At 71.0% G+C, this 24,946-nt stretch carries 23 protein-coding genes; 16 read left to right on the top strand and 7 right to left on the bottom strand.

All coding sequences use genetic code 11. The features are described 5' to 3' along the window. Window positions 1–60: 60 nt before the first annotated feature. Window positions 61–1,104, top strand: coding sequence for a zinc-dependent alcohol dehydrogenase family protein (locus tag ACZ60X_RS23035; protein WP_469601422.1), 1,044 nt, complete (start codon window positions 61–63; stop codon window positions 1,102–1,104). Window positions 1,105–1,107: 3 nt separating this feature from the next. Here the strand turns inward: ACZ60X_RS23035 and ACZ60X_RS23040 are convergent, their stop codons facing one another. The 3 genes from ACZ60X_RS23040 to ACZ60X_RS23050 all read right to left on the bottom strand — a co-directional run bounded on the left by ACZ60X_RS23040 (window position 1,108) and on the right by ACZ60X_RS23050 (window position 3,181). Next, window positions 1,108–1,680 (bottom strand): GNAT family N-acetyltransferase, encoded by a 573-nt coding sequence (locus tag ACZ60X_RS23040; protein ID WP_469601425.1) that lies wholly within the window; start codon window positions 1,678–1,680, stop codon window positions 1,108–1,110. Between the two features lie 57 nt (window positions 1,681–1,737). Then, a complete protein-coding gene (locus ACZ60X_RS23045) occupies window positions 1,738–1,938 on the bottom strand; it encodes a helix-turn-helix transcriptional regulator (protein ID WP_469601428.1) in 201 nt (66 codons plus the stop codon). A gap of 316 nt (window positions 1,939–2,254) precedes the next feature. Next, window positions 2,255–3,181, bottom strand: a complete 927-nt coding sequence (locus ACZ60X_RS23050) for a sugar phosphate isomerase/epimerase family protein (protein WP_469601604.1) — start codon at window positions 3,179–3,181, stop codon at window positions 2,255–2,257. A 116-nt stretch (window positions 3,182–3,297) separates the two neighbouring features. Between ACZ60X_RS23050 and iolC the strand changes: the two genes are divergently transcribed. The 12 genes from iolC (at window position 3,298) to ACZ60X_RS23110 (ending at window position 17,899) form a co-directional block, all read left to right on the top strand. Then, window positions 3,298–4,248, top strand: a complete 951-nt coding sequence (gene iolC / locus ACZ60X_RS23055) for a 5-dehydro-2-deoxygluconokinase (protein ID WP_469601431.1) — start codon at window positions 3,298–3,300, stop codon at window positions 4,246–4,248. A gap of 137 nt (window positions 4,249–4,385) precedes the next feature. Beyond that, window positions 4,386–5,264, top strand: coding sequence for a Cgl0159 family (beta/alpha)8-fold protein (locus ACZ60X_RS23060; protein ID WP_469601606.1), 879 nt, complete (start codon window positions 4,386–4,388; stop codon window positions 5,262–5,264). A 7-nt stretch (window positions 5,265–5,271) separates the two neighbouring features. After that, window positions 5,272–6,111 carry a 5-deoxy-glucuronate isomerase gene (iolB, locus tag ACZ60X_RS23065; protein WP_469601434.1) on the top strand — a complete coding sequence of 280 codons (840 nt, stop codon included), beginning with the start codon at window positions 5,272–5,274 and terminating at the stop codon, window positions 6,109–6,111. Beyond that, on the top strand, window positions 6,108–7,988 hold the full coding sequence (iolD, locus tag ACZ60X_RS23070) for a 3D-(3,5/4)-trihydroxycyclohexane-1,2-dione acylhydrolase (decyclizing) (RefSeq protein ID WP_469601437.1): 1,881 nt from the start codon (window positions 6,108–6,110) through the stop codon (window positions 7,986–7,988). Before iolB ends, iolD begins: the two co-directional genes overlap by 4 nt. 16 nt (window positions 7,989–8,004) lie before the next feature. Continuing rightward, window positions 8,005–9,507: a CoA-acylating methylmalonate-semialdehyde dehydrogenase gene (gene mmsA / locus ACZ60X_RS23075; RefSeq protein WP_469601439.1), complete on the top strand. Its 1,503-nt coding sequence runs from the start codon at window positions 8,005–8,007 to the stop codon at window positions 9,505–9,507. A gap of 298 nt (window positions 9,508–9,805) precedes the next feature. Continuing rightward, complete coding sequence (locus tag ACZ60X_RS23080) at window positions 9,806–11,239, top strand: APC family permease (RefSeq protein ID WP_469601442.1); 1,434 nt, start codon at window positions 9,806–9,808, stop codon at window positions 11,237–11,239. Window positions 11,240–11,370: 131 nt separating this feature from the next. Beyond that, window positions 11,371–14,028 carry an alpha/beta fold hydrolase gene (locus tag ACZ60X_RS23085; RefSeq protein ID WP_469601444.1) on the top strand — a complete coding sequence of 886 codons (2,658 nt, stop codon included), beginning with the start codon at window positions 11,371–11,373 and terminating at the stop codon, window positions 14,026–14,028. Continuing rightward, on the top strand, window positions 14,025–14,876 hold the full coding sequence (locus ACZ60X_RS23090; RefSeq protein WP_469601446.1) for an ABC transporter permease: 852 nt from the start codon (window positions 14,025–14,027) through the stop codon (window positions 14,874–14,876). The genes ACZ60X_RS23085 and ACZ60X_RS23090 overlap by 4 nt, the downstream gene beginning before the upstream one ends. Window positions 14,877–15,108: 232 nt before the next feature. Further along, window positions 15,109–15,528 carry a hypothetical protein gene (locus ACZ60X_RS23095; protein WP_469601449.1) on the top strand — a complete coding sequence of 140 codons (420 nt, stop codon included), beginning with the start codon at window positions 15,109–15,111 and terminating at the stop codon, window positions 15,526–15,528. 1,259 nt (window positions 15,529–16,787) lie between these two features. Beyond that, on the top strand, window positions 16,788–17,108 hold the full coding sequence (locus tag ACZ60X_RS23100) for a hypothetical protein (RefSeq protein ID WP_469601452.1): 321 nt from the start codon (window positions 16,788–16,790) through the stop codon (window positions 17,106–17,108). 65 nt (window positions 17,109–17,173) lie between these two features. After that, window positions 17,174–17,491 carry a hypothetical protein gene (locus ACZ60X_RS23105; protein WP_469601454.1) on the top strand — a complete coding sequence of 106 codons (318 nt, stop codon included), beginning with the start codon at window positions 17,174–17,176 and terminating at the stop codon, window positions 17,489–17,491. A gap of 90 nt (window positions 17,492–17,581) precedes the next feature. Beyond that, window positions 17,582–17,899, top strand: a complete 318-nt coding sequence (locus tag ACZ60X_RS23110) for a hypothetical protein (RefSeq protein WP_469601456.1) — start codon at window positions 17,582–17,584, stop codon at window positions 17,897–17,899. Window positions 17,900–18,264: 365 nt separating this feature from the next. On the opposite strand, the gene ACZ60X_RS23115 is transcribed toward ACZ60X_RS23110, so the two are convergent. Next, window positions 18,265–18,570: a hypothetical protein gene (locus tag ACZ60X_RS23115; protein WP_469601459.1), complete on the bottom strand. Its 306-nt coding sequence runs from the start codon at window positions 18,568–18,570 to the stop codon at window positions 18,265–18,267. A gap of 260 nt (window positions 18,571–18,830) precedes the next feature. On the opposite strand from ACZ60X_RS23115, the gene ACZ60X_RS23120 reads away from it, so the two are divergent. Beyond that, window positions 18,831–20,015: a glycosyltransferase family 4 protein gene (locus ACZ60X_RS23120; protein WP_469601461.1), complete on the top strand. Its 1,185-nt coding sequence runs from the start codon at window positions 18,831–18,833 to the stop codon at window positions 20,013–20,015. A gap of 9 nt (window positions 20,016–20,024) precedes the next feature. Here the strand turns inward: ACZ60X_RS23120 and ACZ60X_RS23125 are convergent, their stop codons facing one another. Further along, window positions 20,025–21,566 carry a fibronectin type III domain-containing protein gene (locus ACZ60X_RS23125; RefSeq protein ID WP_469601463.1) on the bottom strand — a complete coding sequence of 514 codons (1,542 nt, stop codon included), beginning with the start codon at window positions 21,564–21,566 and terminating at the stop codon, window positions 20,025–20,027. Window positions 21,567–22,103: 537 nt separating this feature from the next. Here ACZ60X_RS23125 and ACZ60X_RS23130 point away from each other — a divergent pair. Continuing rightward, a complete protein-coding gene (locus ACZ60X_RS23130; RefSeq protein WP_469601465.1) occupies window positions 22,104–22,397 on the top strand; it encodes a hypothetical protein in 294 nt (97 codons plus the stop codon). A gap of 41 nt (window positions 22,398–22,438) precedes the next feature. On the opposite strand, the gene ACZ60X_RS23135 is transcribed toward ACZ60X_RS23130, so the two are convergent. Then, window positions 22,439–23,659, bottom strand: a complete 1,221-nt coding sequence (locus tag ACZ60X_RS23135; protein WP_469601468.1) for a glycosyl hydrolase family 28-related protein — start codon at window positions 23,657–23,659, stop codon at window positions 22,439–22,441. 169 nt (window positions 23,660–23,828) lie between these two features. Between ACZ60X_RS23135 and ACZ60X_RS23140 the strand changes: the two genes are divergently transcribed. Further along, window positions 23,829–24,554, top strand: coding sequence for a CDP-alcohol phosphatidyltransferase family protein (locus ACZ60X_RS23140; protein ID WP_469601470.1), 726 nt, complete (start codon window positions 23,829–23,831; stop codon window positions 24,552–24,554). On the opposite strand, the gene ACZ60X_RS23145 is transcribed toward ACZ60X_RS23140, so the two are convergent. Next, window positions 24,450–24,944, bottom strand: a complete 495-nt coding sequence (locus tag ACZ60X_RS23145; RefSeq protein WP_469601472.1) for an FAD synthase family protein — start codon at window positions 24,942–24,944, stop codon at window positions 24,450–24,452. The genes ACZ60X_RS23140 and ACZ60X_RS23145 overlap by 105 nt on opposite strands. Between the last annotated feature and the right edge of the window lie 2 nt (window positions 24,945–24,946).

A 24,946-nucleotide genomic window follows, 5' to 3' on the forward strand; every position in this document is an offset into this window, starting at 1 on the left:
GGCGGCCCCGGGCTCGAGGAGACCCTCTAGAGTGCGCGGAGGTTTCCCGAAGGAGCGCGCATGCGAGCGGTGGTGTTCGAGCGGTACGGCGAGCCGGCCGGCATACGGGAGGTGCCCGACCCCGAACCCGCGGAGCACGGCGTGGTCGTCCGGGTCGAGGCCACCGGCCTGTGCCGCAGCGACTGGCACGGCTGGATGGGCCATGACCCCGACGTCAGGCTGCCGCACGTGCCCGGACACGAACTCGCCGGTGTCGTCGAGTCGGCCGGCTCCCGGGTGACCCGCTGGCGGCCCGGCGACCGGGTCACCGTGCCGTTCGTCTGCGCCTGCGGCACCTGCCCGGCCTGCGCGGCGGGCGACCAGCAGGTCTGCGAACGCCAGACCCAGCCGGGCTTCCACCACTGGGGTTCCTTCGCCCAGTACGTGGCGCTCGACCACGCCGACGTCAATCTCGTCGCCATCCCGGACGGCATGGCGTACGCCACCGCCGCCGCCCTCGGCTGCCGCTTCGCCACCGCGTTCCGCGCCGTCGTGCAGCAGGGCCGGGTGGCGGCGGGGGAGTGGGCCGCGGTGCACGGCTGCGGCGGGGTCGGGCTGTCGGCCGTGATGGTGGCGGCGGCCTCGGGGGCGCGCGTGGTCGCCGTGGACGTGTCGCCACGGGCGCTGGAGCTGGCGCGGACGTTCGGGGCGGCGCACTGCGTGGACGCGGCCGGGGTGCCCGACACGGCCGCCGCCGTCCGCGAACTGACCGGCGGGGGCGCCCATCTCTCGCTCGACGCCCTCGGCTCCCCGGGCACCTGCGCGGCCTCCGTGAACGGCCTGCGCCGACGCGGCCGCCACGTCCAGGTCGGGCTGCTGCCCTCGGCCGACGGCACCACCCCCGTCCCGCTGGCCCGAGCCGTGGCCCTGGAGCTGGAACTCCTCGGCAGCCACGGCATGGCCGCCCACGCCTATCCCGGGATGCTGGAGCTGGTCGCCTCCGGGGTGCTGCGCCCGGACCTGCTGGTGAAGCGCACCATCCCGCTCGACGCGGTCCCGTCGGCCCTGGCCGCGACGGGCACGGCACCGGGCGCGGGCCTGACGGTCATCGAGCCGTGGCGCTGACGGTCATCGGCCCGTGGCGCCGAGGGCGGTCCACTCCCGGTCCAGGACCGCCATCACCACCTCGTCCACGAACTCGCCGTCCCGCAGCGCCGCCTCCCGCCGTACGCCCTCGACGACGAACCCGACCTTCTCGTAGACCCGCCGGGCCCGCGCGTTGTGGCCGTACACCTCCAACTGGACGCGGTGCAGCCCCAGTTGCTCGAAGCCGTAGCCGACGATCAGCCGCGTCGCCTCGGTGCCGACGCCCCGGCCCCGGCCGCGCGGGCCGATGAGGGTGCGGAAGGTGCAGCTGCGGGCGTGCCGGTCCACCTCGTACAGGACGACCTCGCCGAGCAGCTCGCCGGTGGCGGGGTCGGTGACGGCGAGGTCCAGCCGGTCGGGCCCGGCGACCCGCTCGCCGTAATGGGCGCGGAGCCGGTCCGGGGTGATGTCGGTGCCCGGATCGAAGGTGAAGCGGATGACCTCGGGGTCGGCGATGATCTCCCCCATGGGTTCGGCGTCGGCCGCCGTGAAGGGGCGCAGCACGGTCCGCTCGCCGGTCAGAACGGGTTTGACGGAGAAATCCATGGTCGGCATGGAGAGCACTGTGCCCCACGCGGACGGTGGGGCACACGGGAATTTCCTCACGCCCGCTCAGTCGAAGCCGCGGCCCCGGTTGCGGGGGCGGGAGGCGACCCAGGCGTGGACGGTGTCGACGTACCAGTAGGGTTTGCCGCCCTCCACGTGGTCGGGCGGGGGCAGCAGCCCGTGCTTGCGATAGGACCGTACGGTGTCGGGCTGCACCCTGATGTGCGCCGCGATCTCCTTGTAGGACCAGAGCCTTCGGTCGGTCATGAGTCGCACCTCCCTGCGCACGCCGCGGCGGCGACCGGGAAGGCCGTCGGGGGAGCCGGGCGCTGCGCTGGCGATCACCAAGCCTGCGTCCGGTGAACGACGCGCCCGCGGCAGGGGACAGGGGCTGTCGACCGGGTGTGACCGAGAGCCCGCGTACTCGTGACAGATGTGACACGAGGGGTGCCTTTGTGACAGAGCTGCCGAAATGCGTCCCGTCAGGGGCGCGGGGAACCGCGTGACCCGACGCACGCGACCGGCGCTCGCACCGCCACGGGAACCCGGCGGACGGGTGGGCGCCCGGCCCCGTCCCGGAGGGCTACGCCCCGCACGACCGCAGGAACGCCCGGGTCCGCCGGGCGATCGGCAGCGGCGTGTCCGGCGCGCACGGATACATGTCCTGCTCGACGATCGCGAACAGCTCCGTGCCCAGCCCCTGCGCGGCGTCGAGCACCGGCCCCAACTCCGGCACGCCACGCGGCGGTTCGCACATGACACCCTGGGCGACCGCGGGCCCGAACGGCGTGCCCTTGGCCCGTACGTCCGCCAGGACCTCCGGGTCCACCTGCTTGAGGTGCAGATAGCCGACGCGCTCCCCGTAGGTCTCGATCAGCTTGACGCTGTCCCCGCCGCAGTACGCGTAGTGCCCGGTGTCCAGGCACAGCGACACCGCGTCGGAATCGGTGCCGTCGAGGAAGCGGGTGACGTTCTCCTCGCTGTCGACGTGGGTGTCGGCGTGCGGGTGGACGACGATCGTCAGCCCGTACTCTTCGCGCATCCGGCGGCCGAGCCGCTCGGTCAGGGAGGTCAGGTTCCGCCACTGTCCGGCCGTCAGCTCGGACGGCTCCAGCGCCTCACCGGTCTTGTCGTCCCGCCAGAAGGAGGGGATGACGACCAGGTGGCGGGCGCCCATGGCCTGGGTGAGGGCCGCGATGTCCGAGACGTGCGACCACGTGCGCTCCCAGACGTCGGTGCCGTGGTGCAGGCCGGTGAAGACCGTGCCGGCCGACACCTTCAGCCCGCGCCGGGCGGTCTCCTCGGTGAGCACGGCCGGGTCGGCCGGGAGGTAGCCGTAGGGGCCCAGCTCGATCCACTCGTAGCCGGAGTCGGCCACCTCGTCGAGGAAGCGCTGCCAGGGCACCTGCTCCGGGTCGTCGGGGAACCACACGCCCCAGGAGTCGGGCGCCGATCCGATCCGGATCCGGGAAAGTGAGGAGGAGGGTGACAACGACGTCGTGGGCGCCAGCGTGGCGGCGTCCGGAAAGCGGTGTCAAGAGCTGGTCCGAATGTCTGGACAAAACATTGACAGGGGCTCGGCGACAGGGCTAGAAAGCCGGGGAGAGCCGCGACGAAGGGAAGCCGATGGCTTACGACCTGATCACCATGGGGCGGATCGGGGTGGACCTGTATCCACTGCAGACCGGGGTTCCGCTCGCCCAGGTGTCGTCCTTCGGCAAGTTCCTCGGCGGTTCTGCGACGAACGTCGCGGTCGCCGCGGCCCGGCTGGGCCGGCACACCGCCGTGGTCACCCGCACCGGTGACGACGCGTTCGGCGCCTATCTGCACGAGGCGCTGCGCGGTTTCGGCGTCGACGACCGCTGGGTCACCCCGGTCCCCGGCCTGCCGACCCCGGTCACCTTCTGCGAGGTCTTCCCGCCGGACGACTTCCCGCTCTACTTCTACCGGCAGCCCAAGGCGCCCGACCTGGAGATCGACGCCCACGAGCTGGATCTCGACGCGATCCGCGACGCCCGGATCTTCTGGATGACCGGCACCGGCCTGAGCGAGGAGCCGAGCCGTACGGCGACCCTCGCGGCCCTCGCCCACCGGGCCAAGTCCGGTACGACGGTCTTCGACCTCGACTGGCGTCCCATGTTCTGGAGCGATCCCGACGCGGCCCGCCCCTTCTACGCCGAGGCCCTGAGACACGCGACCGTCGCCGTCGGCAACCTGGACGAGGTCGAGGTCGCCACGGGCGCGCGCGAACCGCACGCGGCGGCGCGGGCGCTACTGGCGGCCGGCGTCGAGATCGCCGTCGTCAAGCAGGGACCCAAGGGCGTCCTCGCGGTCGGCGCGAACGGCGACGCGGCGGAGGTGCCGCCCCTGCCCGTCACCGTCCTCAACGGCCTCGGTGCCGGGGACGCCTTCGGCGGCTCCCTGTGCCACGGGCTCCTCGCCGGCTGGGACCTGGAGACGATCATGCGGCACGCCAACGCGGCCGGTGCCATCGTCGCCTCCCGCCTGGAGTGCTCCTCCGCGATGCCCACCCCGGACGAGGTGGCCGCCGTGCTCGCCGCCGGAGCGGTGCGATGAGGGCCGGCCGCGTCACGGGCGCGCGCCCCGAGGGCGGCTCGGGCACCGCCCCCCACGGCACCGCCGCCGGCAGCACCCCGGCCGCCCGCCCGGACCACCACGCAGGCGCCGCGTGCGGCCCGCGCCCGCGCGTCGACGTGTCCGAGCTGGTCCGCGTCCGCACCCAGCACCCCGAGGCGATCGCGGAGGCCGCCGCCCGCCGGGCCCGCAGGCCGCTGCTCGACGACGACGGCAAGCTGATGATCGTCGCCGCCGACCACCCCGCCCGCGGCGCGCTCGGCGTCGGCGACCGCAAGCTCGCCATGGCCAACCGCGCCGACCTGCTGGAGCGGCTCTGCCTGGCGCTGAGCCGCCCCGGCGTCGACGGCGTCCTCGCCACCGCCGACATCCTGGACGACCTGCTGCTGCTCGGCGTCCTCGACCACAAGGTGGTCATGGGCTCGATGAACCGGGGCGGCCTGCAGGGCGCCCGCTTCGAACTGGACGACCGCTTCACCGGGCACCGCCCCGAGGACATCCAGCGGCTCGGTTTCGACGCCGGCAAGCTGCTGCTGCGCGTCGACTACGATGACCCCGGTTCCCTGACCACCCTGGAGTCCGCCGCCCGCGCGATCGACGAGATGGCGGCGCGCCGGCTGCCCGTCTTCGTGGAGCCGTTCATCAGCCGCCGCACCCCCGAGGGGCGGGTGCGCAACGACCTGTCCGCCGAGGCCGTCACCCGGTCCATCGCCATCGCCTCCGGGCTCGGCGGCTCCTCCGCCTACACCTGGCTGAAGGTGCCCGTCACCGAGGACCCCGACGACATGGCGCGGGTGATGGAGACCTCGACCCTGCCCGCCGTCCTGCTCGGCGGTGACATCGGCGACTCGCCCGAGGACCAGGTCGCCGCCTACGAGAAGTGGCGCGGCGCGCTCCAACTCCCCACCGTGCGCGGCCTGGTGGTCGGCCGCTCACTGCTGTACCCGGCGGACGGCGATGTGGCCGCCGCCGTGGACACCGCCGTAGGACTGCTGTGAGGGCCGCATGACCAGCACCGAACCGCATCTGCGCAAGGGCACGACCGCGAACGCGCAGTACGCCGTCGACATCGACCCCGAGTTGGCCGGCTGGACGCACAGCAGCCTGCGGGTGGTCGAGCTGGCGCCGGGTGATACGCATACGTTCACCACCGGCGACAGCGAGTGGATCGTGCTTCCGCTGCAAGGCGGATGTACCGTACAAATCGAGTCTGTGTCAGCTGAGCACGACACGTTCCAACTCCTGGGCCGGGAGAGCGTGTTCGCGAGCGTCTCCGACTTCGCGTACGTTCCCCGGGACGCCCGGGCCCAGATCGCCTCCGGCGCGGGAGGCCGCTTCGCCCTGGCAGGAGCGAAGTGCGAGCGACGACTCCCCGCCCGCTACGGCCCCGCGCCGGAGGTCCCCGTCGAGCAGCGCGGCAGCGGCACCTGCGCCCGCACGGTGCGGGGCTTCGCCGCAGCGGACTCCTTCGACTGCGACAGGCTGATCGCCGTCGAGGTGATCACTCCCGGCGGCAACTGGTCCTCGTACCCGCCGCACAAGCACGACGAGCACCGGCCGGGCGAGGAGTCCGAGCTGGAGGAGATCTACTACTTCGAGATCGACGGCCCGAACGGACTGGGCTACCAGCGCGTGTTCCCCTCGCGTGAGGGCGGCTGCGACGTCCTCGCCGAGGTCCGCTCCGGCGACACCGTGCTGGTCCCCGACGGCTGGCACGGCCCGTCGATCGCCCAGCCCGGGCACGACATGTACTACCTGAACGTCATGGCGGGCCCGGGGCAGACCCGGGAGTGGCGGATCTGCTTCCACCCGGAGCACGTAGCGAGCACAGAGGGGTACCGATGAGCACGACCCGGCTGACCGTGGCGCAGGCGCTGGTCCGCTTCCTCGCCGCCCAGTACACCGAGCGCGACGGCGAGCGCCGCCGGCTGATCGGCGCCACCTGGGGCATCTTCGGGCACGGCAACGTCGCCGGGATCGGCCAGGCGCTGATCGAGTACCGCGACGTCATGCCGTACCACCAGGGCCGCAACGAGCAGTCCATGGTGCACGCGGCGGTCGGCTACGCCCGCCAGTCGAACCGGCTGTCCGCGCACGCGGTGACGACGTCGATCGGCCCCGGCGCGACCAACCTGGTCACCGGCGCCGCCCTCGCGACCATCAACCACCTGCCGGTCCTCCTCCTCCCCGGCGACGTCTTCGCCACCCGCCCCGCCGACCCGGTCCTGCAGCAGCTGGAGGTGCCGTACGCGGGCGATGTGTCGGTCAACGACACCCTGCGCCCGGTGTCGAAGTACTTCGACCGCGTGACCCGCCCGGAAGCCCTGATCCCGAGTGCGCTGCAGGCCATGCGGGTCCTCGCCGACCCGGTCGAGACCGGCGCGGTCACCCTCGCCCTGCCGCAGGACGTGCAGGCGGAGGCCTACGACTGGCCGGAGGAGTTCTTCGCGACGCGCGTGTGGACCGTGCGCCGGCCGGGCGCGGACCCCGTCGAACTGGCCGAGGCGGTCCGGGCGCTCCGCGCGGCGAAGCGGCCCCTGGTCGTCGCGGGCGGCGGGGTCCACCACAGCCGCGCCGAGGACGCCCTCGCGCAGTTCGCGGCGGCCACCGGGATACCGGTCGCCTCCACCCAGGCGGGCAAGGGCTCGCTGCGGTACGACCACCCGCAGGACGTCGGCGGCATCGGCCACACCGGCACCGCGACCGCCGACGAACTGGCCCGCACCGCCGACCTGGTGATCGGTGTCGGCACCCGCTACACCGACTTCACCACCGCCTCCGGCACCCTCTTCGCCCACCCGGAGGTCCGCTTCCTCAACCTCAACATCGCGCCGTTCGACGGCCACAAGCTGGCCGGGCTGCCGCTCATCGCGGACGCCCGCAGCGGCCTGGGCGCGCTGACCGAGGCCCTGACGGCGCACGGGCACCGGGTGGCGGACTCGTACGTCACCGAGTACACCGAGGACAAGGAGCGCTGGGAGCAGCGCGTCGACGCCTGCTTCGAGGCCGACGAGATCGATCTGCGGCCGACCCAGCCGCAGGTCATCGGCGCCCTGGACGCCCTGGCGGACGAGTCGGACATCATCATCAACGCGGCCGGCTCGCTCCCCGGCGACCTGCACAAGCTGTGGCGGGCGCGGTCGTACGACCAGTACCACCTGGAGTACGGCTACTCCTGCATGGGCTACGAGATCCCGGCCGCGATCGGCGTGAAGCTCGCGGCGCCGGAGCGCAACGTGTGGGCCCTGGTCGGCGACGGCACGTACCTGATGATGCCGACGGAGATCGTGACGGCCGTGCAGGAGGGCGTGGCGATCAAGATCCTGCTGGTGCAGAACCACGGGTACGCCTCGATCGGCGGGCTGTCGGAGACGGTGGGCGCCGAGCGCTTCGGCACCGCCTACCGCTTCCCGGCCGAGGAAGGCACGTACACGGGTGCCCCGCTGCCCGTCGACCTCGCCGCCAACGCGGCCAGCCTGGGCATGCGGGTGCTGCGCGCGAAGACCGTCGAGGAGCTGCGCGCGGCGCTCGCCGAGGCCCGGGCCGCCGACACTCCCACATGTGTCTACGTGGAGACCGAAACGGCCGACACTGTGTCGGGCGCGCCTCCGGCGCAGGCCTGGTGGGATGTTCCTGTGGCTGAGACCGCGACCCGAGCGTCCGCGGTCAAGGCCCGTGAGCTGTACGACCGGCACGTCTCGACCCGACGCCGCCATCTGTGAGAAGGAGTCTCAGGGCATGACGAAGATCGTCAACCACTGGATCGGCGGCAAGACCGCCGAAGGCGCGTCGGGTACGTACGGGCCGGTCACCGACCCGGCGACCGGCGCGGTCACCACGAAGGTCGCGTTCGCGTCGGTGGAGGAGGTGGACGCCGCCGTCGCCGCCGCGAAGGAGGCCTTCACGACCTGGAGCCAGTCCTCGCTGGCCCAGCGCACCACCATCCTCTTCCGCTTCCGCGCGCTGCTGGACGCCAACCGGGACGTGATCGCGGAGCTGATCACGGCCGAGCACGGCAAGGTGCACTCCGACGCGCTAGGCGAGGTCGCGCGCGGCCTGGAGATCGTGGACCTGGCCTGCGGCATCAACGTGCAGCTGAAGGGCGAGCTGTCCACGCAGGTCGCGAGCCGGGTGGACGTCTCCTCCATCCGGCAGCCGCTCGGTGTCGTCGCGGGCATCACGCCGTTCAACTTCCCGGCGATGGTCCCGATGTGGATGTTCCCCATCGCCATCGCGTGCGGCAACACCTTCGTGCTCAAGCCGAGCGAGAAGGACCCGTCGGCCGCCGTCAAGATCGCCGAACTGCTGGCCGAGGCGGGCCTGCCGGACGGCGTCTTCAACGTCGTGCACGGCGACAAGGTGGCCGTGGACCGTCTGCTGGAGCACCCGGACGTCAAGGCGGTGTCGTTCGTCGGCTCGACCCCGATCGCCCGCTACATCCACACCACCGCCTCCGCCAACGGCAAGCGGGTGCAGGCGCTCGGCGGCGCCAAGAACCACATGCTGGTCCTGCCGGACGCCGATCTCGACGCGGCGGCCGACGCGGCGGTGAGCGCGGCCTACGGCTCCGCGGGCGAGCGCTGCATGGCCATCTCGGCCGTCGTCGCGGTCGGCTCGGTCGGCGACACGCTGGTGGAGAAGATCCGCGAGCGCGCCGAGAAGATCAAGATCGGTCCGGGCAACGACCCGGCGTCCGAGATGGGCCCGCTCATCACGGCCGCCCACCGCGACAAGGTGGCGTCGTACGTCGCCGGCGCGGCTGCGGAGGGCGCCGAGGTCGTCCTGGACGGCACCGGCTACACCGTCGAGGGCTTCGAGGACGGCCACTGGATCGGCATCTCGCTGCTGGACAAGGTGCCGACCAGCGCCAAGGCCTACCAGGACGAGATCTTCGGTCCCGTGCTGTGCGTGCTGCGCGCTCAGACGTACGAGGAGGGCCTGGCGCTCATCAACGCCTCCCCCTTCGGCAACGGCACCGCGATCTTCACCCGGGACGGCGGCGCGGCCCGCCGCTTCCAGCTGGAGGTCGAGGCGGGCATGGTCGGCGTGAACGTGCCGATCCCGGTGCCGGTGGGCTACCACTCCTTCGGCGGCTGGAAGGACTCGCTCTTCGGCGACCACCACATCTACGGCAACGACGGCACGCACTTCTACACCCGCGGCAAGGTCGTCACCACCCGCTGGCCCGACCCGGCCGACGCCCCGGCCGGCGTGGACCTCGGCTTCCCGCGCAACCACTGAGCCCGAAGCGCCGAAGAGGGCCGTCCGCTATGCGGACGGCCCTATTTTTTTGCACCGGGGCGCTGCGATTCTCGTACAGCCGCAAGGGCCGCAGTAAGTGGACCGTTGATATCTGATTCCGTCGTCGATCGCTCCAAGGCTGCGGATTCCGTAGGTGAACACCCATTGACGCGGCGGTTTTCGTCGGGGTTCCCTATGCAGCGCCGGGAGCGGACGAGACGAACGCACCACGATCCGCCGGAGGCGATAGCGCTCCCGACCCCCACCCTCAGTCACCCGAGTCGATCGGAACCGCCGCATGACCGACACGCTCAGTTCTGCCCAGCCAGCCGCCCCGGACGCGTCGGGCAGTCCGCAGAAGCTCAAGCGCTCCATCGGCGTGGTCGGCGGCACCTTGCTGACGCTGTCGTGCGTCACACCCGCCTCGACGCTCTTCGTGATCGTGCCCGACCTGTTCTCCAGCCTGGGCACCGCGACGGCCCTGTGCCTCGCCATCGGCTCCCTGCTCTGCATCCCCGTCGCCTTCTGCTACTCGGAACTGGGCACCCTGATCCCCAGCGCCGGCGGCGAGTACGCGATCGTCTCCACCCTGGCCGGGCGGCTCGCCGGCTGGCTCGCCTTCGTGATGTCGCTGCTCGTCGTGATGATCGTCCCTCCGGTCATCGCGATGGGCACCGCCGACTACCTGGCCCCGGTCGTCCACCTCGACCCGTCCCTCACCGGCGCCGGCGTGATGCTCGCGGCCACCCTCGCGGGCCTGCTGGACCTGCGGGCCAACGCCTGGATCACCGGCGTCTTCCTGGTCCTGGAAGTCATCGCCGCAGGCGTCGTCGCCCTCCTCGGCTTCACCCACTCCCACCGGGGCGTCACCAGCCTGGGCTCGATGCAGATCGCCGGCGAGCACGCGCACGTGAACCCCGTGACGGCCATGATGGTCCTCTCCGGGCTCGCCATCGCCCTCTTCGCCACCCAGGGCTTCTCCACCGCCATCTACCTCTCCGAGGAACTGGAGAACCCGCGCCGCACCGTCGCCCGCACGGTCCTCGCCACGCTCGCCATCTCCAGCGTCGTCATCCTGGTCCCGGTCGTGGCGATCACCCTCGGCGCCGGCGACCTGAAGGCCCTGACCGGCGGCGACATCTCCAGCATGGTCATCGCCTGGAGCAACTCGGCCGTCGGCACCTTCGTCAGCCTGTGCGTCGCCCTCGCGATCATCAACGCCGGCATCGTCATGGTCATCCAGAACTCCCGCGTGCTGTTCGCCTCCGCCCGCGACAAGGCCTGGCCGTCCCCGGTCAACAACGCCCTCGGCAAGCTCGGCCGGTTCGGCTCCCCGTGGGTCGCCACCCTCGTCGTCGGCGTGCCGGGCGCCTTCCTCTGCTTCGTGAACCTGGACACGCTCTACGGCGTCACCGGCGTCGCCGTCACCGGCCTGTACCTGCTGGTCGCGATCGCCGCCCTGCTCGCCCGGCGCGGCGCGCACGGCACCCGCACCGCGTGGCGGATGCCGCTGTGGCCCGCGATGCCGGTCCTGCTCATCGCGGTCCTCGTCTACATCCTCGTCGAGCAGAAGCCGTCGTACCTGCTGTGGACCGGCGCCATCACCGCCGTGGCCACCCTCTACTGGGCCTTCTACCTGCGCCCGCGCCGCGACACCCGCTGGCTCGTGTCCGTCCCGGAGGACACCGACGCCCCGGACGGCGCCCCGGTCCCGGACGCCGCGCGGGCCTGAGCCAGGGCGGCACGCCCGGCCCCTCGTACCGCGCCCGAAGTACGGCCGGGCGGATCGTACTCCCCAGGGAGGGGCCGGGGTTCAGCCCGGGGGGGCCACCGGTTGTCGTTGCGGACCCGTACCGTTGAGGCATGGATCTTCGCCGGCTCTCGGTGCGAGGGCTGCTCAAAGGACCGCGGCGGCTGACGGCCGCCGCGGCCGCTGTCGTGGTGCTCGCCGGCGCCGGCACGTGGACGGCCGCCGCCTCCGGCGGACCGCCCCCCGTGCACCGCACCGACCAGGTCATGACCGTGTCCGGCGGCGCCCGCCTGGACACCTCGTTCTTCACCCCGGCCGGCTCCGGCCGCCACCCGGCCGTCCTGCTGGCGCACGGCTTCGGCGGCAGCAAGGACGACGTGCGCGGCCAGGCCGAAGACCTCGCCCGCGACGGGTACGCGGTCCTGACCTGGTCCGCGCGCGGCTTCGGCCACTCGACCGGGAAGATCGGGCTGAACGACCCCGGGGCCGAGGTCGCCGACGTCTCGCGGCTCATCGACTGGCTGGCGAGGAAACCCCAGGTCCAGCTCGACAGGCCGGGCGATCCGCGCGTGGGCGTGGCCGGCGGCTCCTACGGCGGCGCGATCTCCCTGCTCGCCGCCGGATACGACCACCGCGTGGACGCCATCGCCCCGGCCATCACGTACTGGAACCTCGCCGACGCCCTCTTCCCCAACGGCGTGTTCAAGAAGCTCTGGGCCGGGGTGTTCTTCAACAACGGCGGCGGCTGCGCCCGCTTCGAGCCCGACCTGTGCCGGATGTACGACAGGGTCGCCGAGTCCGGCACCCCGGACCAGGCCGCCCGCGGCCTCCTTCAGGAGCGCTCCCCGTCCGCCGTCGCCGCCCGCATCAAGGTCCCCACGCTGCTGATGCAGGGCCAGACCGACTCCCTGTTCACGCTCGACCAGGCCGACGCCGCCCAGAAGGCGATCCGCGCGAACGGCGCCCCCGTGGACGTCGACTGGATCGCGGGCGGCCACGACGGCGGCGACATGGAGACCGGCCGGACCCAGGCGCGAGTGCGCGCGTGGTTCGACCGCTATCTCAAGGGCGACAAGAGCGCCGCCACCGGCCCGGCCTTCCGCATCACCCGCACCGGAGGCGTCAACTCGAACGACGGCACGGCCCAGCTGCGCGGCGCGAGCGCCGCCGCCTACCCCGGTCTGCACGACCACCCGCGGGCCGTCGCCCTGACCGGCGGCACCCAGCACGTCACCAACCCGGCCGGCGCCAGCCCGCCCGGCATCTCCGCGGTGCCCGGCCTCGGCGGCGCGGGCTCCGGCGGCCTGTCCCGGCTGTCCGCGCTCGGCATCGGCGTCTTTCTGGACTTCCCCGGCCAGTACGCGAAGTTCGACTCCGCCCCCCTGACCCGGGACGTGCAGATCACCGGCGCGCCGACCGCCACCGTCCACGTCACCTCCACCACCGACGACGCCGTCCTGTTCGGCAAGGTCTACGACGTCGGCCCCGGTGGCACCCAGCAGGTGCTCCCCGGCCAGCTCGTCGCCCCCTTCCGGGTGACCGGTGCCAAGGAGGGCAAGGACGTCCGCGTCACCCTCCCGGCGATCGACCACCAGGTGCAGAAGGGCCACCGCCTCCGCCTGGTCCTCGCCTCCACCGACCTCGGCTACGCCTCACCGGCCACCCCGGCCACCTACACCGTCTCCCTCAAGAGCGCCCTGAGCGTGCCGACGGCCCCCGCCGTCGCCACCGCCGCCGCGCCCCTGCCCGCCTGGGTGTGGTGGCTGCCCGCGGCCGGCGCGGCGGTCGCGCTCGCCCTGCTGCTCACCGGCCGCCGCCGCACCACCGCCCCCGCCCCCGACCCGGACCTGGCCGACGTCCCCCTCGTCATCAAGGACCTCGGCAAGCGGTACGCGAAGTCCGCCGACCGGTACGCCGTGCGGGAGCTGTCCTTCCGGGTGGAGCGCGGCCAGGTGCTCGGCCTGCTCGGACCCAACGGCGCGGGCAAGACCACCACCCTGCGCATGCTGATGGGCCTGATCACCCCCGACGACGGCGAGATCAGGGTCTTCGGCCACGCGATCCGGCCCGGCGCACCCGTGCTGTCGCGGGTCGGCGCCTTCGTCGAGGGCGCGGGCTTCCTGCCGCACCTGTCCGGCCGGGAGAACCTGGAGCTGTACTGGCGGGCCACCGGCCGCCCGCCGCAGGACGCCCACCTGGACGAGGCGCTGGAGATCGCCGGACTCGGCGACGCGCTCGCCCGCGCGGTGCGCACGTACTCCCAGGGCATGCGCCAGCGCCTCGCCATCGCCCAGGCCATGCTCGGCCTGCCCGACCTGCTCATCCTGGACGAGCCCACCAACGGCCTCGACCCGCCGCAGATCCGCGAGATGCGCGAGGTGATGATCCGCTACGCCGCCGGCGGCCGCACGGTGATCGTCTCCAGCCATCTCCTCGCCGAGGTCGAGCAGTCCTGCACCCACCTGGTGGTGATGGACCGCGGCCGGCTCGTCCAGGCGGGCCCGGTGCGGGACATCATCGGCTCCGGCGACACCCTGCTGGTCGGCACCGCGGTGCCCGTGCAGGAGCCGGTCGTGGAGAAGGTGGCCGCGCTGCCCGGCGTCGCCTCCGCGGTGCGCACCGACGACGGACTGCTGGTCCGGCTGGACCCGGGCGGCACCGCCGAGCGGCTCGTCGTGGAGCTGGTGCGCCTCGACGTGCCCGTCGCCTCGGTCGGTCCGCACCGCCGCCTCGAAGACGCCTTCCTGACCCTGATAGGAGGTTCCGCATGAGCACGCTCACCGAGGTCGCCTCCGGCTATCAGACCCGGCACACCCTGCCCCTGCGGGTCGAACTGGTCCGCCAGCTCAAGCGGCGGCGCACCCTGATCATGGGCGCGATCCTCTTCCTGCTGCCGTTCGTGCTGGTCATCGCCTTCGCGATCGGCACCCCGCACGATCGCAACGGCCAGGTGACCCTGATGGACACGGCCACCGCGTCGGGCGCCAACTTCGCCGCGGTCAACCTCTTCGTGTCCGTGGGCTTCCTGCTGGTGATCCCGGTCGCCCTCTTCTGCGGGGACACGGTCGCCTCCGAGGCGAGCTGGTCCTCGCTGCGCTATCTGCTGGCCGCGCCCGTGCCCCGGGCCCGGCTGCTGTGGTCCAAGCTCGCGGTGGCGCTCGGGCTGAGCCTCGCCGCGATGGTCCTGCTCCCGGTCGTGGCGCTCGCCGTCGGCACGGCGGCCTACGGCTGGGGCCCGCTGCAGATCCCCACCGGGGGCGCCCTGGACACCGGCACGGCCGCCCAGCGGCTCGTGCTGGTCGTCGGGTACGTCTTCGTGTCCCAACTGGTCACCGCCGGGCTGGCGTTCTGGCTGTCCACGAAGACGGACGCCCCGCTCGGCGCGGTCGGCGGCGCGGTCGGCCTGACCATCGTCGGCAACGTCCTGGACGCCGTCACCGCACTCGGCCACTGGCGCGACTTCCTGCCCGCGCACTGGCAGTTCGCCTGGGCCGACGCCGTCCAGCCGCACGCCGAGTGGTCCGGCATGATCCAGGGCGCCGCGCTCTCCGTCTCCTACGCCCTGGTGCTGTTCGCCCTGGCCTTCAGAGGATTCGCCCGCAAGGACGTGGTTTCGTAATTCCTTCTTCGTATTTCCTCTTCCGCCGGAATGTCGACTGCCGCACGCTTGGCACACCATACGATCAATTGATTCGCCGACCAGATGTGAATCACTCCGGGGAATCCGGATAATTCGCGCTCCTTCGCTACGGAAATCTTCATGCGTATGGAGTAGTGCCTCGCTTTTGATGGGCTGTGGACTGCTATGTTCTGCGTCTGTCGGATCAGAGGTAACTCCAAGTGAGGTGATCATGAAGAAGGCATTTTTCACAACTGCGGCGTTGGCCATTGGTGCAAGTCTCGTGGGTGGCTCCGCCGTCGCGGCGACGGGCACCGCCAAAGCGCCTGCTCAAGAAACCGGCCCGCTCGGTCTCATGTCCCAGACCGAGGTGACTCCGGCGATCGTGCCCGCGGCCGACACCGTGATGCGGGTGGCCAAGCAGGGCAACCTCACCAAGGGCAGTGCGTTCGACGAGAACCAGTCGGCGACGGTCACCGGCAAGAACAAGGCGGCGAGGGTTTCCGGCGTTTACCTGGATGGAATGGGGCGCGACAGCAGCAAGAAGCCCGCAATTCCGGTGAAGAACCCGCTCGGAACCGGATCCGTTCAGCTCCACCCGCTGAATGGGCCGACCAGCGCCGGGCTCGGTAGCTTGCTCAGCCAGGGCTGACACGTAAACCGTCAGGAGTCGGTGCGGTGAATGCCGCCGGAATTCTGACGCTCTGATCCGGTTCTCGTCAGCCGGAGACCGGCATCGCAGTGCCGCGGACGGACCGGCCTGGTGGCCACCCCGGCGCGACCCACGCCCGGCGCCTCGGGGGCGTAGCGCACAGTCGCCTGTCCGGCCCACTGGACTCCTCCCAGCCCCGCCCGGAACTTCTTCGGCTCGACGGCGGGAGCGGAAGCGGCCGAACGCGGTGGTCCTGCCGCGGCGGATCCGGTCCTCGACGCGGGCGTGGGCGCGGTGGCGGACCTCCAGCAGTCGCAGGAACCCCTTTCCGTAGTGGTCGTCGGTGAGGAAGACCTGGTCATGCATGTGCCCTGGTGCAGGCCGAACAGGGACAGCTGGGCGCCGGGGTCGACCAGGCCTGTCAGCTCGGCGACCTCGGCGCCTGCGCGCAGGGAGCCGTCTTGTGCGAGGGCGGCGTGCCAGACCTGCTCGGGCAGATGCCGGATCGCCCGGAAGCGCGGATCCCGCGCGAGCGCAGGGCACGTATCGGCGCCACGAATACCTTGGGGGAACCGGGCGAGCGCGCGGGCGGCGCCGCCCGCAGGGCGCCGAGCGCAGTGGATCGATGCCGGCCGGCAGTGGCGAGGCGGTTGGGCCGGAGGCGACGGGGCCGACGACCTCGGGCGGATCGCGAAGCAGGGCCGGGCCGGCGATCACCTCGCCACCGTCGGCGAGCATCACCGCCAGGCCGGCCGCGATCCGGCCTGGATCGTGGCCGGTGCCGCGCGGACGCGGTCGGCGCAGGCCATCGCCGAAGGCGCGTGACGCCGGTGGCATCGGCGCGACCGGCCGGCAGCCGGGACCCCGCATGGCCGACCACCCCCCGCCCGTCGGTCGCGCCCGTCGGTGGAGACGACGAGCCGGGGACGTGACCCGCTGGCGCACACCTGGAAAGTGCCTTCCCGCTGGGCTGACGGAGACCGTGGACAAGCCTCGTCACTCCGGTTCAGAAGGCACTTTCGTGTTCCCGGTCATGATGCGGACACCGCGCAGGTGAAACGCGCAGGCCAACCAGTGGACCGGACGCATGTCGGCTTCCGCTCCTGCTTCCGTGCGGCACTCGGAAAGCGGGCCAAGGCATCGTTCCGCCATCCGATGGAATCCGTCCGGTATGGCCGGTGTCCGCGTGACTTTCCGCCACATATTTCGGTTTCTTGCCATGTAAGCGCGGGTTACCGTGAATCCAGGAAGGAACCGAGTTGACCAGGAAGTTCGCGGTCGTCACTGCACTGGCCCTCAGCGCTCTCTGCGGCAGCGCGGGCGTTGCCTCCGCCCACTCGAACACGACCAACGTCACTGGCGGTGACGGCTTTTCGGAGTCCCCGGTCGTCGTGAACGCCCCCCAGCAGGGTGTGGTCGTCGTCAACGGCGCCCTCGTCGACGGCCGCTGCATCGCGCCGTGGTCCAACGGTGCCGTTCTCGGCGGAGTCGTTCCGCCGAACTCGCACTACGCCGCCTGTGACACCGCTGCTGTCAACCAGTCGCAGAACGCTCCGTACGCGGGCGGCCTGCTCTTCTGATCCCCCGCTCCGAGTAATTCGGGGCAGGTGAACCCTCCCGAAACGCAGTCCGGAAAGGACATCTCATGCGTAACAAGGTTACGGCCATCTCCGCCCTCGCCGCAGGTGTCGTCCTGGCAGCCGCCGGCAGCGCCGCAGCCGACAACTGCACGACTGTCACCGGCGGCAACGGCTTCTCGTCGTCCCCGGTCGTCGTGAACGCCCCCCAGCAGGGCGCCATCGTCTCCAACGGCACGCTTGTCGACCTGCGCTGCGTCGCCCCGTGGTCCAACGGTGCCGTTCTCGGCGGCGTCGCCGCGCCGAACTCCCACTACGCCGCGTGCAACACGGCCAACGTCAACCAGGCACAGAACGCGCCGTACGCGGGCGGCCTGCTCTTCTGACCCCTTCGCGTTCCGAGTCCACCCGGAGCAGGGCGGGGATGTCAGCAGACGTTCCCGCCCAACCCATCCCCCAACCGAAAGGCGCATCCCATGCGTAACAAGGTTACGGCCCTCTCCGCGCTCGCCGCGGGCATCGTGCTGGCTGCCGCCGGTACCGCTGCCGCCGACAACAACACCGTCGTCACCGGCGGCAACGGCTTCTCGGAGTCTCCGGTCGTCGTGAACTCCCCTCAGCAGGGGCTTGTCGTTTCCAACGGTTCCCTGGTCGACGGCCGCTGCATCGCGCCGTGGTCGAACGGTGCCGTCCTCGGTGGCGTCGTCGCCCCGAACTCGCACTACGCCGCCTGCAACACCGCCACGGTCGACCAGTCGCAGAACTCGCCCTACCTGGGGGGCCTGCTGTTCTGAGCAGTCCTCAAGCTCCTGGCGGTCCGCCCGAAGACTCGGCGGGCCGCCAGCTGCTTTCTGTGGGCGCCCTGGCGTCCCGAAAACGCCGAAGGCCGGCTCCGGGAAACGGAGCCGGCCTGAATCGCTCGGCGGGTGTGCGTCCGTACGACGTGGTGCACGGCAGTCGTAGCGGCCGGGGCGAGACGTGAAGAGAGCCGTACGGGCCAAAGGAGACTGTGACATCTCCCCTGGCCCGTACGGCTCTGTCGCCTCGGCGGGACTCGGCATCACGACAAGGTGCGGCAGAACACCGGGAAAGCCGCCGCGATCACCGGCGAGCGGTGCCGCACCCTATGGACCGCAGCGATCCGCCGTGCGCCACGTCGTTACCTGACGACCGGAAGCTTGGCCGGAAGCTGGGCGGGCGGCTTGCCGTCGAGGGGGTTCGGCAGGGTGCCGCCGAAGACGGGTGCCTTGACGATGCCCGACCGCTTCACGCCCTCCGCCGCGGTCCTGACGTCGTTGGCGACGGCGCCCGTCGGCATCTCGGCTGCGTTGGGAAGGGCGTGGGTGACCATCTTCCCGTCCTCCAGAATGCCCTGCGCCGGCATGTCCGCGGCGACAGCGGGCGCCGCAGCGCCTGCGATGGCCAGGGTGCCGATCATGAGGGCCGCAGCCTTCAGCTTCTTCATTGTGTTCCTTTCGTCCGCAGCTCGGGAGCTCGGGTCACACTTCTGCTGGGCTAACGAGACAGATGTGCAGCGGGAAACTCCACCGACTCCAAGTCGGATTATTGGTGTGAGGTTGCTCCTCCGACACAGCGGACGGTTTCGCGGATAAAAACGGATAAGCGACTAGTGTGCTCTGTGAATCCGGCGGACTTATGTCGAGGTCAGGGTTCGCACACTGTGCGCTGGGTTCGAAATGTTTCTTCGGAAGGGAAGCCTCGGTCATGCGCATTCCCCTCGGTTCCCCGCCGCGCCGTGCAACGGGGTCCGCCGCCCGCGAGCCGAACGTCCTGCACGTCACTCAGCCGGTCGAGGGCGGTGTCGCCCGGTTCGTGACGGACCTGGCGACGGCCCAGCTCGCCGCAGGGCTGCGGGTCACCGTGGCCTGCCCGCGAGGCGGCACGCTGGCGGACACACTGCGCGCGGCGGGCTGCAAGGTGCTGCCCTGGGAGGCGACCCGCTCACCGGGGCCTGAACTGCCCGGCGAGGTATGGCGGCTGGCGGGGCTCCTGCGCGAGGTGCGTCCCGACGTGGTGCACGCGCACAGCGCGAAGGCGGGGCTTGCGGTGCGGCTCGCGGTGCGCGGTCGGCTCCCGACCGTCTTCCAGCCGCACGCATGGTCGTTCGAGGCCGTGGACGGCGTCATGGCCCGGGCAGCTCTGCGGTGGGAGCGGTTCGGGGCGCGGTGGGCGACGCGTGTCCTGTGCGTGAGTGAGGCGGAACGGCGTACCGGGGAGCGCAATGGCATCACCGCCCAGTGGAAGGTGATCCCCAACGGTGTCGACACCAGCAGATTCCGGCCGGAAGGGAGCATCGCCCGGTCCGGAGGGGGCCCGTTGGTCGTCTGTGTGGGACGGCTGTGTCGCCAGAAGGGCCAGGACGTGCTCCTTCGGGCCTGGCCCGCCGTCGTGCGGCACGTGCCGGCCGCCCGGCTGGTGCTGGTCGGAGGTGGTCCGGACGCGGACCGGCTGCGCACCGCGGCGCCCGCGTCGGTGGAGTTCGCCGGCCCGGCGGCCGACGCCGCCCCCTGGTACCGGGCCGCCGACGTCGTGGTCCTGCCGTCCCGCTGGGAAGGTATGGCGCTGGTCCCCCTGGAGGCGATGGCGTGCGCCCGGCCGGTCCTGGTCACCGATGTGGACGGAGCGCGCGAGAGCCTGCCGCCCGGGCATCTGCCGCACTGCCTGGTGCCTCCGGAAGACCCCGACACGCTGGCCCGGGCGTTGACGGCGTTGCTGTGCCGCGCACCGCTGTGCGCGGCACTGGGCGCGCAGGGCCGCGCGCACGTGCTCGCCGCCCACGACGTACGGCAGACCGCGGACGCAGTGGTCGACCTGTACCGCGAACTGCTCGGCACCGTCACCACGCCGGTCCTGCTACCTGCCCAGACCAGAGAGTCCATCACCACATGACCGGCGCCCTCAGGCGGTCACGTCGAGCGGCTGCGAGCGGGGCGTCGTGTGCCTTCCGTCGGTGACGGCGATCGTGTAGCGGTGATGTGTGCCAGGAGGGACGGAATCCGTGTACGTCATGATCGGCCGGTCCCATTCGACCGACCGCCGCTTCGGCGAGGCCACGAGAACACCGTCCCGGTAGATCAGGTACGTCAACTCCGCGTCGTCCCTGTCCCATGCGGTACGCCAGGTGAGCGTGACCGTTCCGGCGCGAGCGCGCCCGCCCGTGAGCCGGGGCGCCGCTTCCGGGGCCGTGTCGCCGGGGCGGCCCCCGAAGCGCGTCAGACCCTGCTGGGGTCTGCCGTTGACCATGGTGAACTCACCGCCCGCCCAGAGGATGTCGCCGGCCATCACGAGTGTCCGCGGGCCGACTCCCTCCCCGATACCGTCATCGGTGTCGGGGAACCAGTGCAGGATGGTCTTGTCACCGATCGACTGAGCCAGGAAATGCCGCCGGGGTCCGTCGGGGAAGCCCCCGGGGGTGAGGCCGCAGTAGTGGGCGTGGGACGCGCTGTACAGCACGCCCTTGTACACGACGACATCCTGGGTGGCGCCCAGGCAGGTGTCCTTCCAGACCATCGTGCCGTCGGACAGCCGGCCCGCGATACGGCCGTCGAAGATGCCCGCCCCCTCGCCCTCGGCTCCCAGGTAGAAGCGGTCGCCGTTGCGGGTCAGCGACGTCACCGCGGATCGCTCCGGCAGCCAGCCGGGGAAGGACTTCACCGTCGAACCCGTCATGGGATTCAGCGAGACCAGTGCCTGCTCCGGCCTGCCGTTGACGTTGTGGAACTCTCCGCCGACGAGTACCTGTCCCCGGTCGGACGCGGCCAGGACGGCCCGGACCGGCTCGTCGATGTCCGCCTTGAACGGCAGCAGGGTGCCGCTGCGGCTGAACGCCGCGACGTGTTTTCTCTCCTGGCCGTCGACGACCGTGAAATCGCCACCCAGGTACACGGTCGTGCCGGTGGTCTCGATGGCCCGTACGGGCGCCGCCACCGCGGGGCGGAAGTCCCTTCGCAGCGAGCAGTCGGCCGTGTTGAGCGCGACCGCGCTGGCCACGCCCGCGCCGTCGACCTCGCCGAACGATCCGCCGACATACAGCACTTTGCCGTCGCGCGACGCCTTCAGCGCCCGTACCGTCCCGGCGCCTTCCGTGAAGGAGTGGGCACACGGCAGCAGTTTGCCGGTCACCGCGTCGAAGGCCGCGAAGTTCTTCCGGGCGACCCGCTTCTGGCCGGGCTTCGCGCCGGGCGGGCGGACGCTGTCGAAGGTGCCGCCGACGTACACGACACCGCGTGCGTACTCGACCGACCAGACGATGCCGTCCGTCTGCCAGGTCGCCAACGGGGCTGCGGTCAGTTTCGTTTCACCGCGCGGGGCCTTCTCGGCACGCGGGATTGTTAGGTCGTGCGCCTGCGCGCCGAAAGCGGAGGCGAGCGAAGCGGCCGCGAGGAGGACCACCGCGGAAGCCGCGGTGACGGTCCTGGCCGTGCTTTTACTTGGTCGCATGGAATTCGAAAGTAGAGACCCGTTCCCGGACATCGCGACGCCGCGACGGCGTGCTCCGCCCTTCAGGCTCTCACTGAAGCTCGAATGGCCTAGGAAAAGGAGTCGTAACCCACGACGGCATGCTGTTCGTGGGAATGTCGGGCGAGATCAGGTACCCGAGCTCTGGTACCCAGGCAATGAGGAGGAGTGCTCGTCATGCGAGTAGCTGCCCGAACAAAGACGCAGTCACGGCGGTTGGGATGGGGAGCGGGGCTCGCCGGCGCCGGCCTGACCGCGACCGCGGCATTCGGTATCGCTGTCGGCTTCGTGTCGGTGTCGGCCCATGCCGCCCCCCGAGCAACGCAGGCGTGCACGTCGTGCAAGGCGACGCCCATCCCCACCTCCGGGTGTTCTTCGTGCCAGACGAAGCCGCCCACCTCCGGGTGTTCTTCGTGCCAGACGAAGCCGCCCACCTCCGGGTGCGGGTGTCACATGACGCCGCCGCCCCCTCCGCCGATCTGCCCCTCGGGCTCGATCGCGCTCAGCGTGACCAATCCCATGACCGGGTCCGTGGCGATCCCCGGCGACGGAAGCTTCCAGATCACCATCGCCAACACCACCCAGGGACAGGTGTTCAGCTTCAACATCCCCTCGTCCGCTCACCGCTCCGTCGTGCAGGTCACCGCCACGGGCGGCACCGCCGGCTCCATCGTGACCAAGTACGACAGCTCGACGGGCTTCCCCGACGGCATCGCGGCCGGCGGACCGCTGCACGCCCCGGTCAACTCGACCGGCAAGTACGCGAACCTCAGCCGTATCGACTTCTGTGTCAAGCCCACCAAGTACCACTGAGGAACACGCAGGTGAGGGGGCCCGGGACGTTCCGGGCCCCCTCAGGGGCGGGGAGGGGGCGGGCCGGGGGACACCACGGGGGTGCCGGGCGTCGCAGGGAGGGATGTGTCGCCGGTGGGCGCGGTGTCGATGCAGTCGATGAACCGGACGAAGCGGGCGGGGCGGGTGCCTTCGGTGACGGCGAACTCGGTCCGCGGGTGGCTGCGGAGCAGGCACATGTCGTAGCGGACGACGGTCGGCAGGGCCTCCTCCTCGTGGGTTGTCCGGTACTGGTGGCGACCCACGAGCTGACAGGAGTCGTAGCGGATCAGGGGGCCCCGTGGGCCCACCGTGTAGCGGTGCGGGCGGACTTCGGCGGAGAAGCCCTTGAAGGCGTTCCCGGTGTCGTCGCAGTCGTTGAAGTGGACCGTTCCGCTGCTCCACACGCAGTCGATGATCCTTACGTCCGGGTCACGTACTTCGAACCGGATGTCCTGGGCGTGGAAACGCTGTACCGAGTCGTGGTGCCGGCTGACCGGGAAGCGGAAGAAGGTGCTGGTGGTGCCGTACTCCGGGGCGCTTTTGGGGCGCTTGCCGGTGATGATGTACGAGCCGCCGCGGCAGTCGATGGATCCGCCGTAGGGGAACTCCAGGAAGTTGCCCCACTCGTACTCGACCTTCATGTCGGTGAACCAGTAGTTCAGGAACTGGTCCTGGACGTTGGGGCTGGACTGTTTGCGGCCCGTGAGCCCCGAGTACAGAAACGCCTTCCGGTAGCTGCCGGCGACGGTGCAGGCTTCCCAGCGCATTTCCGAGTTCGTGTCCGTGCCGTCGAGGGCCAGCCCGTACTCCCATTCCCCGAGCCACTCGCATTCCGAGAACCGGTAGTCCTGGGCCTGGCCGGTGGAATAGGAGCTGAAGAAGGACGCGCCCGGTGTGGCCGAGCGGAACCGCATGCGTTCGAAGGACAGGTTCGACCAGCTGTCCTCATTGCGGCACAGATAGGAGCCCGGGCCGGTGGCCGGACGGAAGACCAGGGTGGTCATGTTCTTGCCGACCCCGGTGAAGCGCAGACCGCTCGCGGGCCGTGGCGGGGCTACTCCGTTCAGCAGCGCATGCGGACGGGTGATGAGGAAGTCCCCGGCGGGAATCTCGATCGCCAGACGGCCCACCCCGTCCCGGACATGGGCGGCGGCGAGCGCATAGGCGGATTCGAACGCCTCTGTGTCGTCGGTGTATCCGTCGCCGACGGCACCGAGATCGGTTACATTGATCGCGGACATAGGCCCCGGGGACGCACTTTTGGCGGACGCGCTGCCGACGGGCAGGGCCGCCGCGATCAGCAGCGACGTTCCGCCGCGCAGAATTTGCCGACGGTTGCGCGAGAGCTCGCCACCCATTTCTGACATGGTTGCCTTCTTTTCTCGAGTGGTTGTGTCACCAAGGAGGGTGATGGCCGAGTTCGCGGAGACGCTGAGGCAACTCTCGACAGCACAGAAGCCGGCGAAGGGGGTGTCGGTCTACAGTCGGTTCGTCAATCGCCCGGCCGGCCGTGTCGTGGCCGCGCTGGCTTTCCGAGTCGGTGCGACTCCCGATCAGCTGACGCTCCTCGGTGCCTTGTTCACTTTTCCGGCCCTGGCGGCGGTGGCCCTGCTGCGGCCCGCGCCGGTGATGTCGGTCTGTGTCGGCGTGGCCCTTGCCCTGGGCTTCGCCCTGGACGCGGCAGACGGTCAGCTCGCGCGGATCCAGCGCTCCGCGAGCCTGTCGGGCGAATGGCTGGACCATGTGCTGGACTGCGTCAGGATCGTCACGCTGCACTCCGTCGTCCTGGTGGCGTTCTACCGGTTCTTCGTTCTGCCCAGTCCGCTCCTTCTGCTGGCCCCCGTGGTGTTCCAGTCCGCAGCGGTGGTGATCTATTTCGCCGGCATTCTCACGCAGAAGCTCAAGGGGGGAGGAGCGGCGGCGGGAACGGACAGGGGGTCTGCCTCGCTGCTGGGGCCCGTGCTGCTCCTCCCGGTCGACTACGGCACGACCTGTATCAGCTTTCTGTTCCTCGGCAGTCCGGCCACGTTCCTAGTTGTGTACGGCGGGCTGCTGCTGGCCCATGTCCTGTTCCTTGTCGCCTTCTTGGTGAAGTGGTACCGGGAACTGCAGCAGTTCCAGCGCCCCGCGCAGTAGTGTGCTGGAGGTGCCGACCGTGTAGGGGAAGTAGACGACTTCGACACCCACGTCCGCGAAGCGGCGTTCGAGGTTCTCCCAGGTGGGTGTGCCCTTCCAGTCGTCTCCCTTGAAGACGACGTGAAATCCGACCTGCCGCCAGGTCTGCAGTTTGTCTTCGTGCGTCTCCACCACCACATCGTCGACGTGGCGCATGCTGCGGACGATCTCCAGGCGCTCGGCCAGCGGGATCACCGGCCGCCTGCCCTTGCGGCGCCCGACCAGTTCGTCGGACAGCACGCCGGCCACCAGGCGGTCACAGCGCCGGCGTGCCTGGCGCAGGAGGTTGAGGTGTCCGATGTGGAACAGGTCCCAGACGCCGGGCGCGTATCCGATGAGTGTCGCTTCCACGG

It is taken from the genome of Streptomyces sp. NPDC104106 (assembly GCF_055584345.1).

What these genes read in the sequence shown, in the direction of transcription:
- ACZ60X_RS23095 (WP_469601449.1), top strand. Translation starts at nt 15,109, where the DNA reads ATGAAGAAGGCATTTTTCACAACTGCGGCGTTGGCCATTGGTGCAAGT.
- ACZ60X_RS23120 (WP_469601461.1), top strand. Translation starts at nt 18,831, where the DNA reads ATGCGCATTCCCCTCGGTTCCCCGCCGCGCCGTGCAACGGGGTCCGCC.
- ACZ60X_RS23135 (WP_469601468.1), bottom strand. Translation starts at nt 23,659, where the DNA reads ATGTCCGCGATCAATGTAACCGATCTCGGTGCCGTCGGCGACGGATAC.
- ACZ60X_RS23125 (WP_469601463.1), bottom strand. Translation starts at nt 21,566, where the DNA reads ATGCGACCAAGTAAAAGCACGGCCAGGACCGTCACCGCGGCTTCCGCG.
- ACZ60X_RS23115 (WP_469601459.1), bottom strand. Translation starts at nt 18,570, where the DNA reads ATGAAGAAGCTGAAGGCTGCGGCCCTCATGATCGGCACCCTGGCCATC.
- ACZ60X_RS23035 (WP_469601422.1), top strand. Translation starts at nt 61, where the DNA reads ATGCGAGCGGTGGTGTTCGAGCGGTACGGCGAGCCGGCCGGCATACGG.
- ACZ60X_RS23130 (WP_469601465.1), top strand. Translation starts at nt 22,104, where the DNA reads ATGACCGGGTCCGTGGCGATCCCCGGCGACGGAAGCTTCCAGATCACC.
- ACZ60X_RS23090 (WP_469601446.1), top strand. Translation starts at nt 14,025, where the DNA reads ATGAGCACGCTCACCGAGGTCGCCTCCGGCTATCAGACCCGGCACACC.
- iolD (WP_469601437.1), top strand. Translation starts at nt 6,108, where the DNA reads ATGAGCACGACCCGGCTGACCGTGGCGCAGGCGCTGGTCCGCTTCCTC.
- iolC (WP_469601431.1), top strand. Translation starts at nt 3,298, where the DNA reads ATGGCTTACGACCTGATCACCATGGGGCGGATCGGGGTGGACCTGTAT.
- iolB (WP_469601434.1), top strand. Translation starts at nt 5,272, where the DNA reads ATGACCAGCACCGAACCGCATCTGCGCAAGGGCACGACCGCGAACGCG.
- ACZ60X_RS23045 (WP_469601428.1), bottom strand. Translation starts at nt 1,938, where the DNA reads ATGACCGACCGAAGGCTCTGGTCCTACAAGGAGATCGCGGCGCACATC.
- ACZ60X_RS23110 (WP_469601456.1), top strand. Translation starts at nt 17,582, where the DNA reads ATGCGTAACAAGGTTACGGCCCTCTCCGCGCTCGCCGCGGGCATCGTG.
- ACZ60X_RS23080 (WP_469601442.1), top strand. Translation starts at nt 9,806, where the DNA reads ATGACCGACACGCTCAGTTCTGCCCAGCCAGCCGCCCCGGACGCGTCG.
- mmsA (WP_469601439.1), top strand. Translation starts at nt 8,005, where the DNA reads ATGACGAAGATCGTCAACCACTGGATCGGCGGCAAGACCGCCGAAGGC.
- ACZ60X_RS23140 (WP_469601470.1), top strand. Translation starts at nt 23,829, where the DNA reads ATGGCCGAGTTCGCGGAGACGCTGAGGCAACTCTCGACAGCACAGAAG.
- ACZ60X_RS23105 (WP_469601454.1), top strand. Translation starts at nt 17,174, where the DNA reads ATGCGTAACAAGGTTACGGCCATCTCCGCCCTCGCCGCAGGTGTCGTC.
- ACZ60X_RS23085 (WP_469601444.1), top strand. Translation starts at nt 11,371, where the DNA reads ATGGATCTTCGCCGGCTCTCGGTGCGAGGGCTGCTCAAAGGACCGCGG.
- ACZ60X_RS23040 (WP_469601425.1), bottom strand. Translation starts at nt 1,680, where the DNA reads ATGCCGACCATGGATTTCTCCGTCAAACCCGTTCTGACCGGCGAGCGG.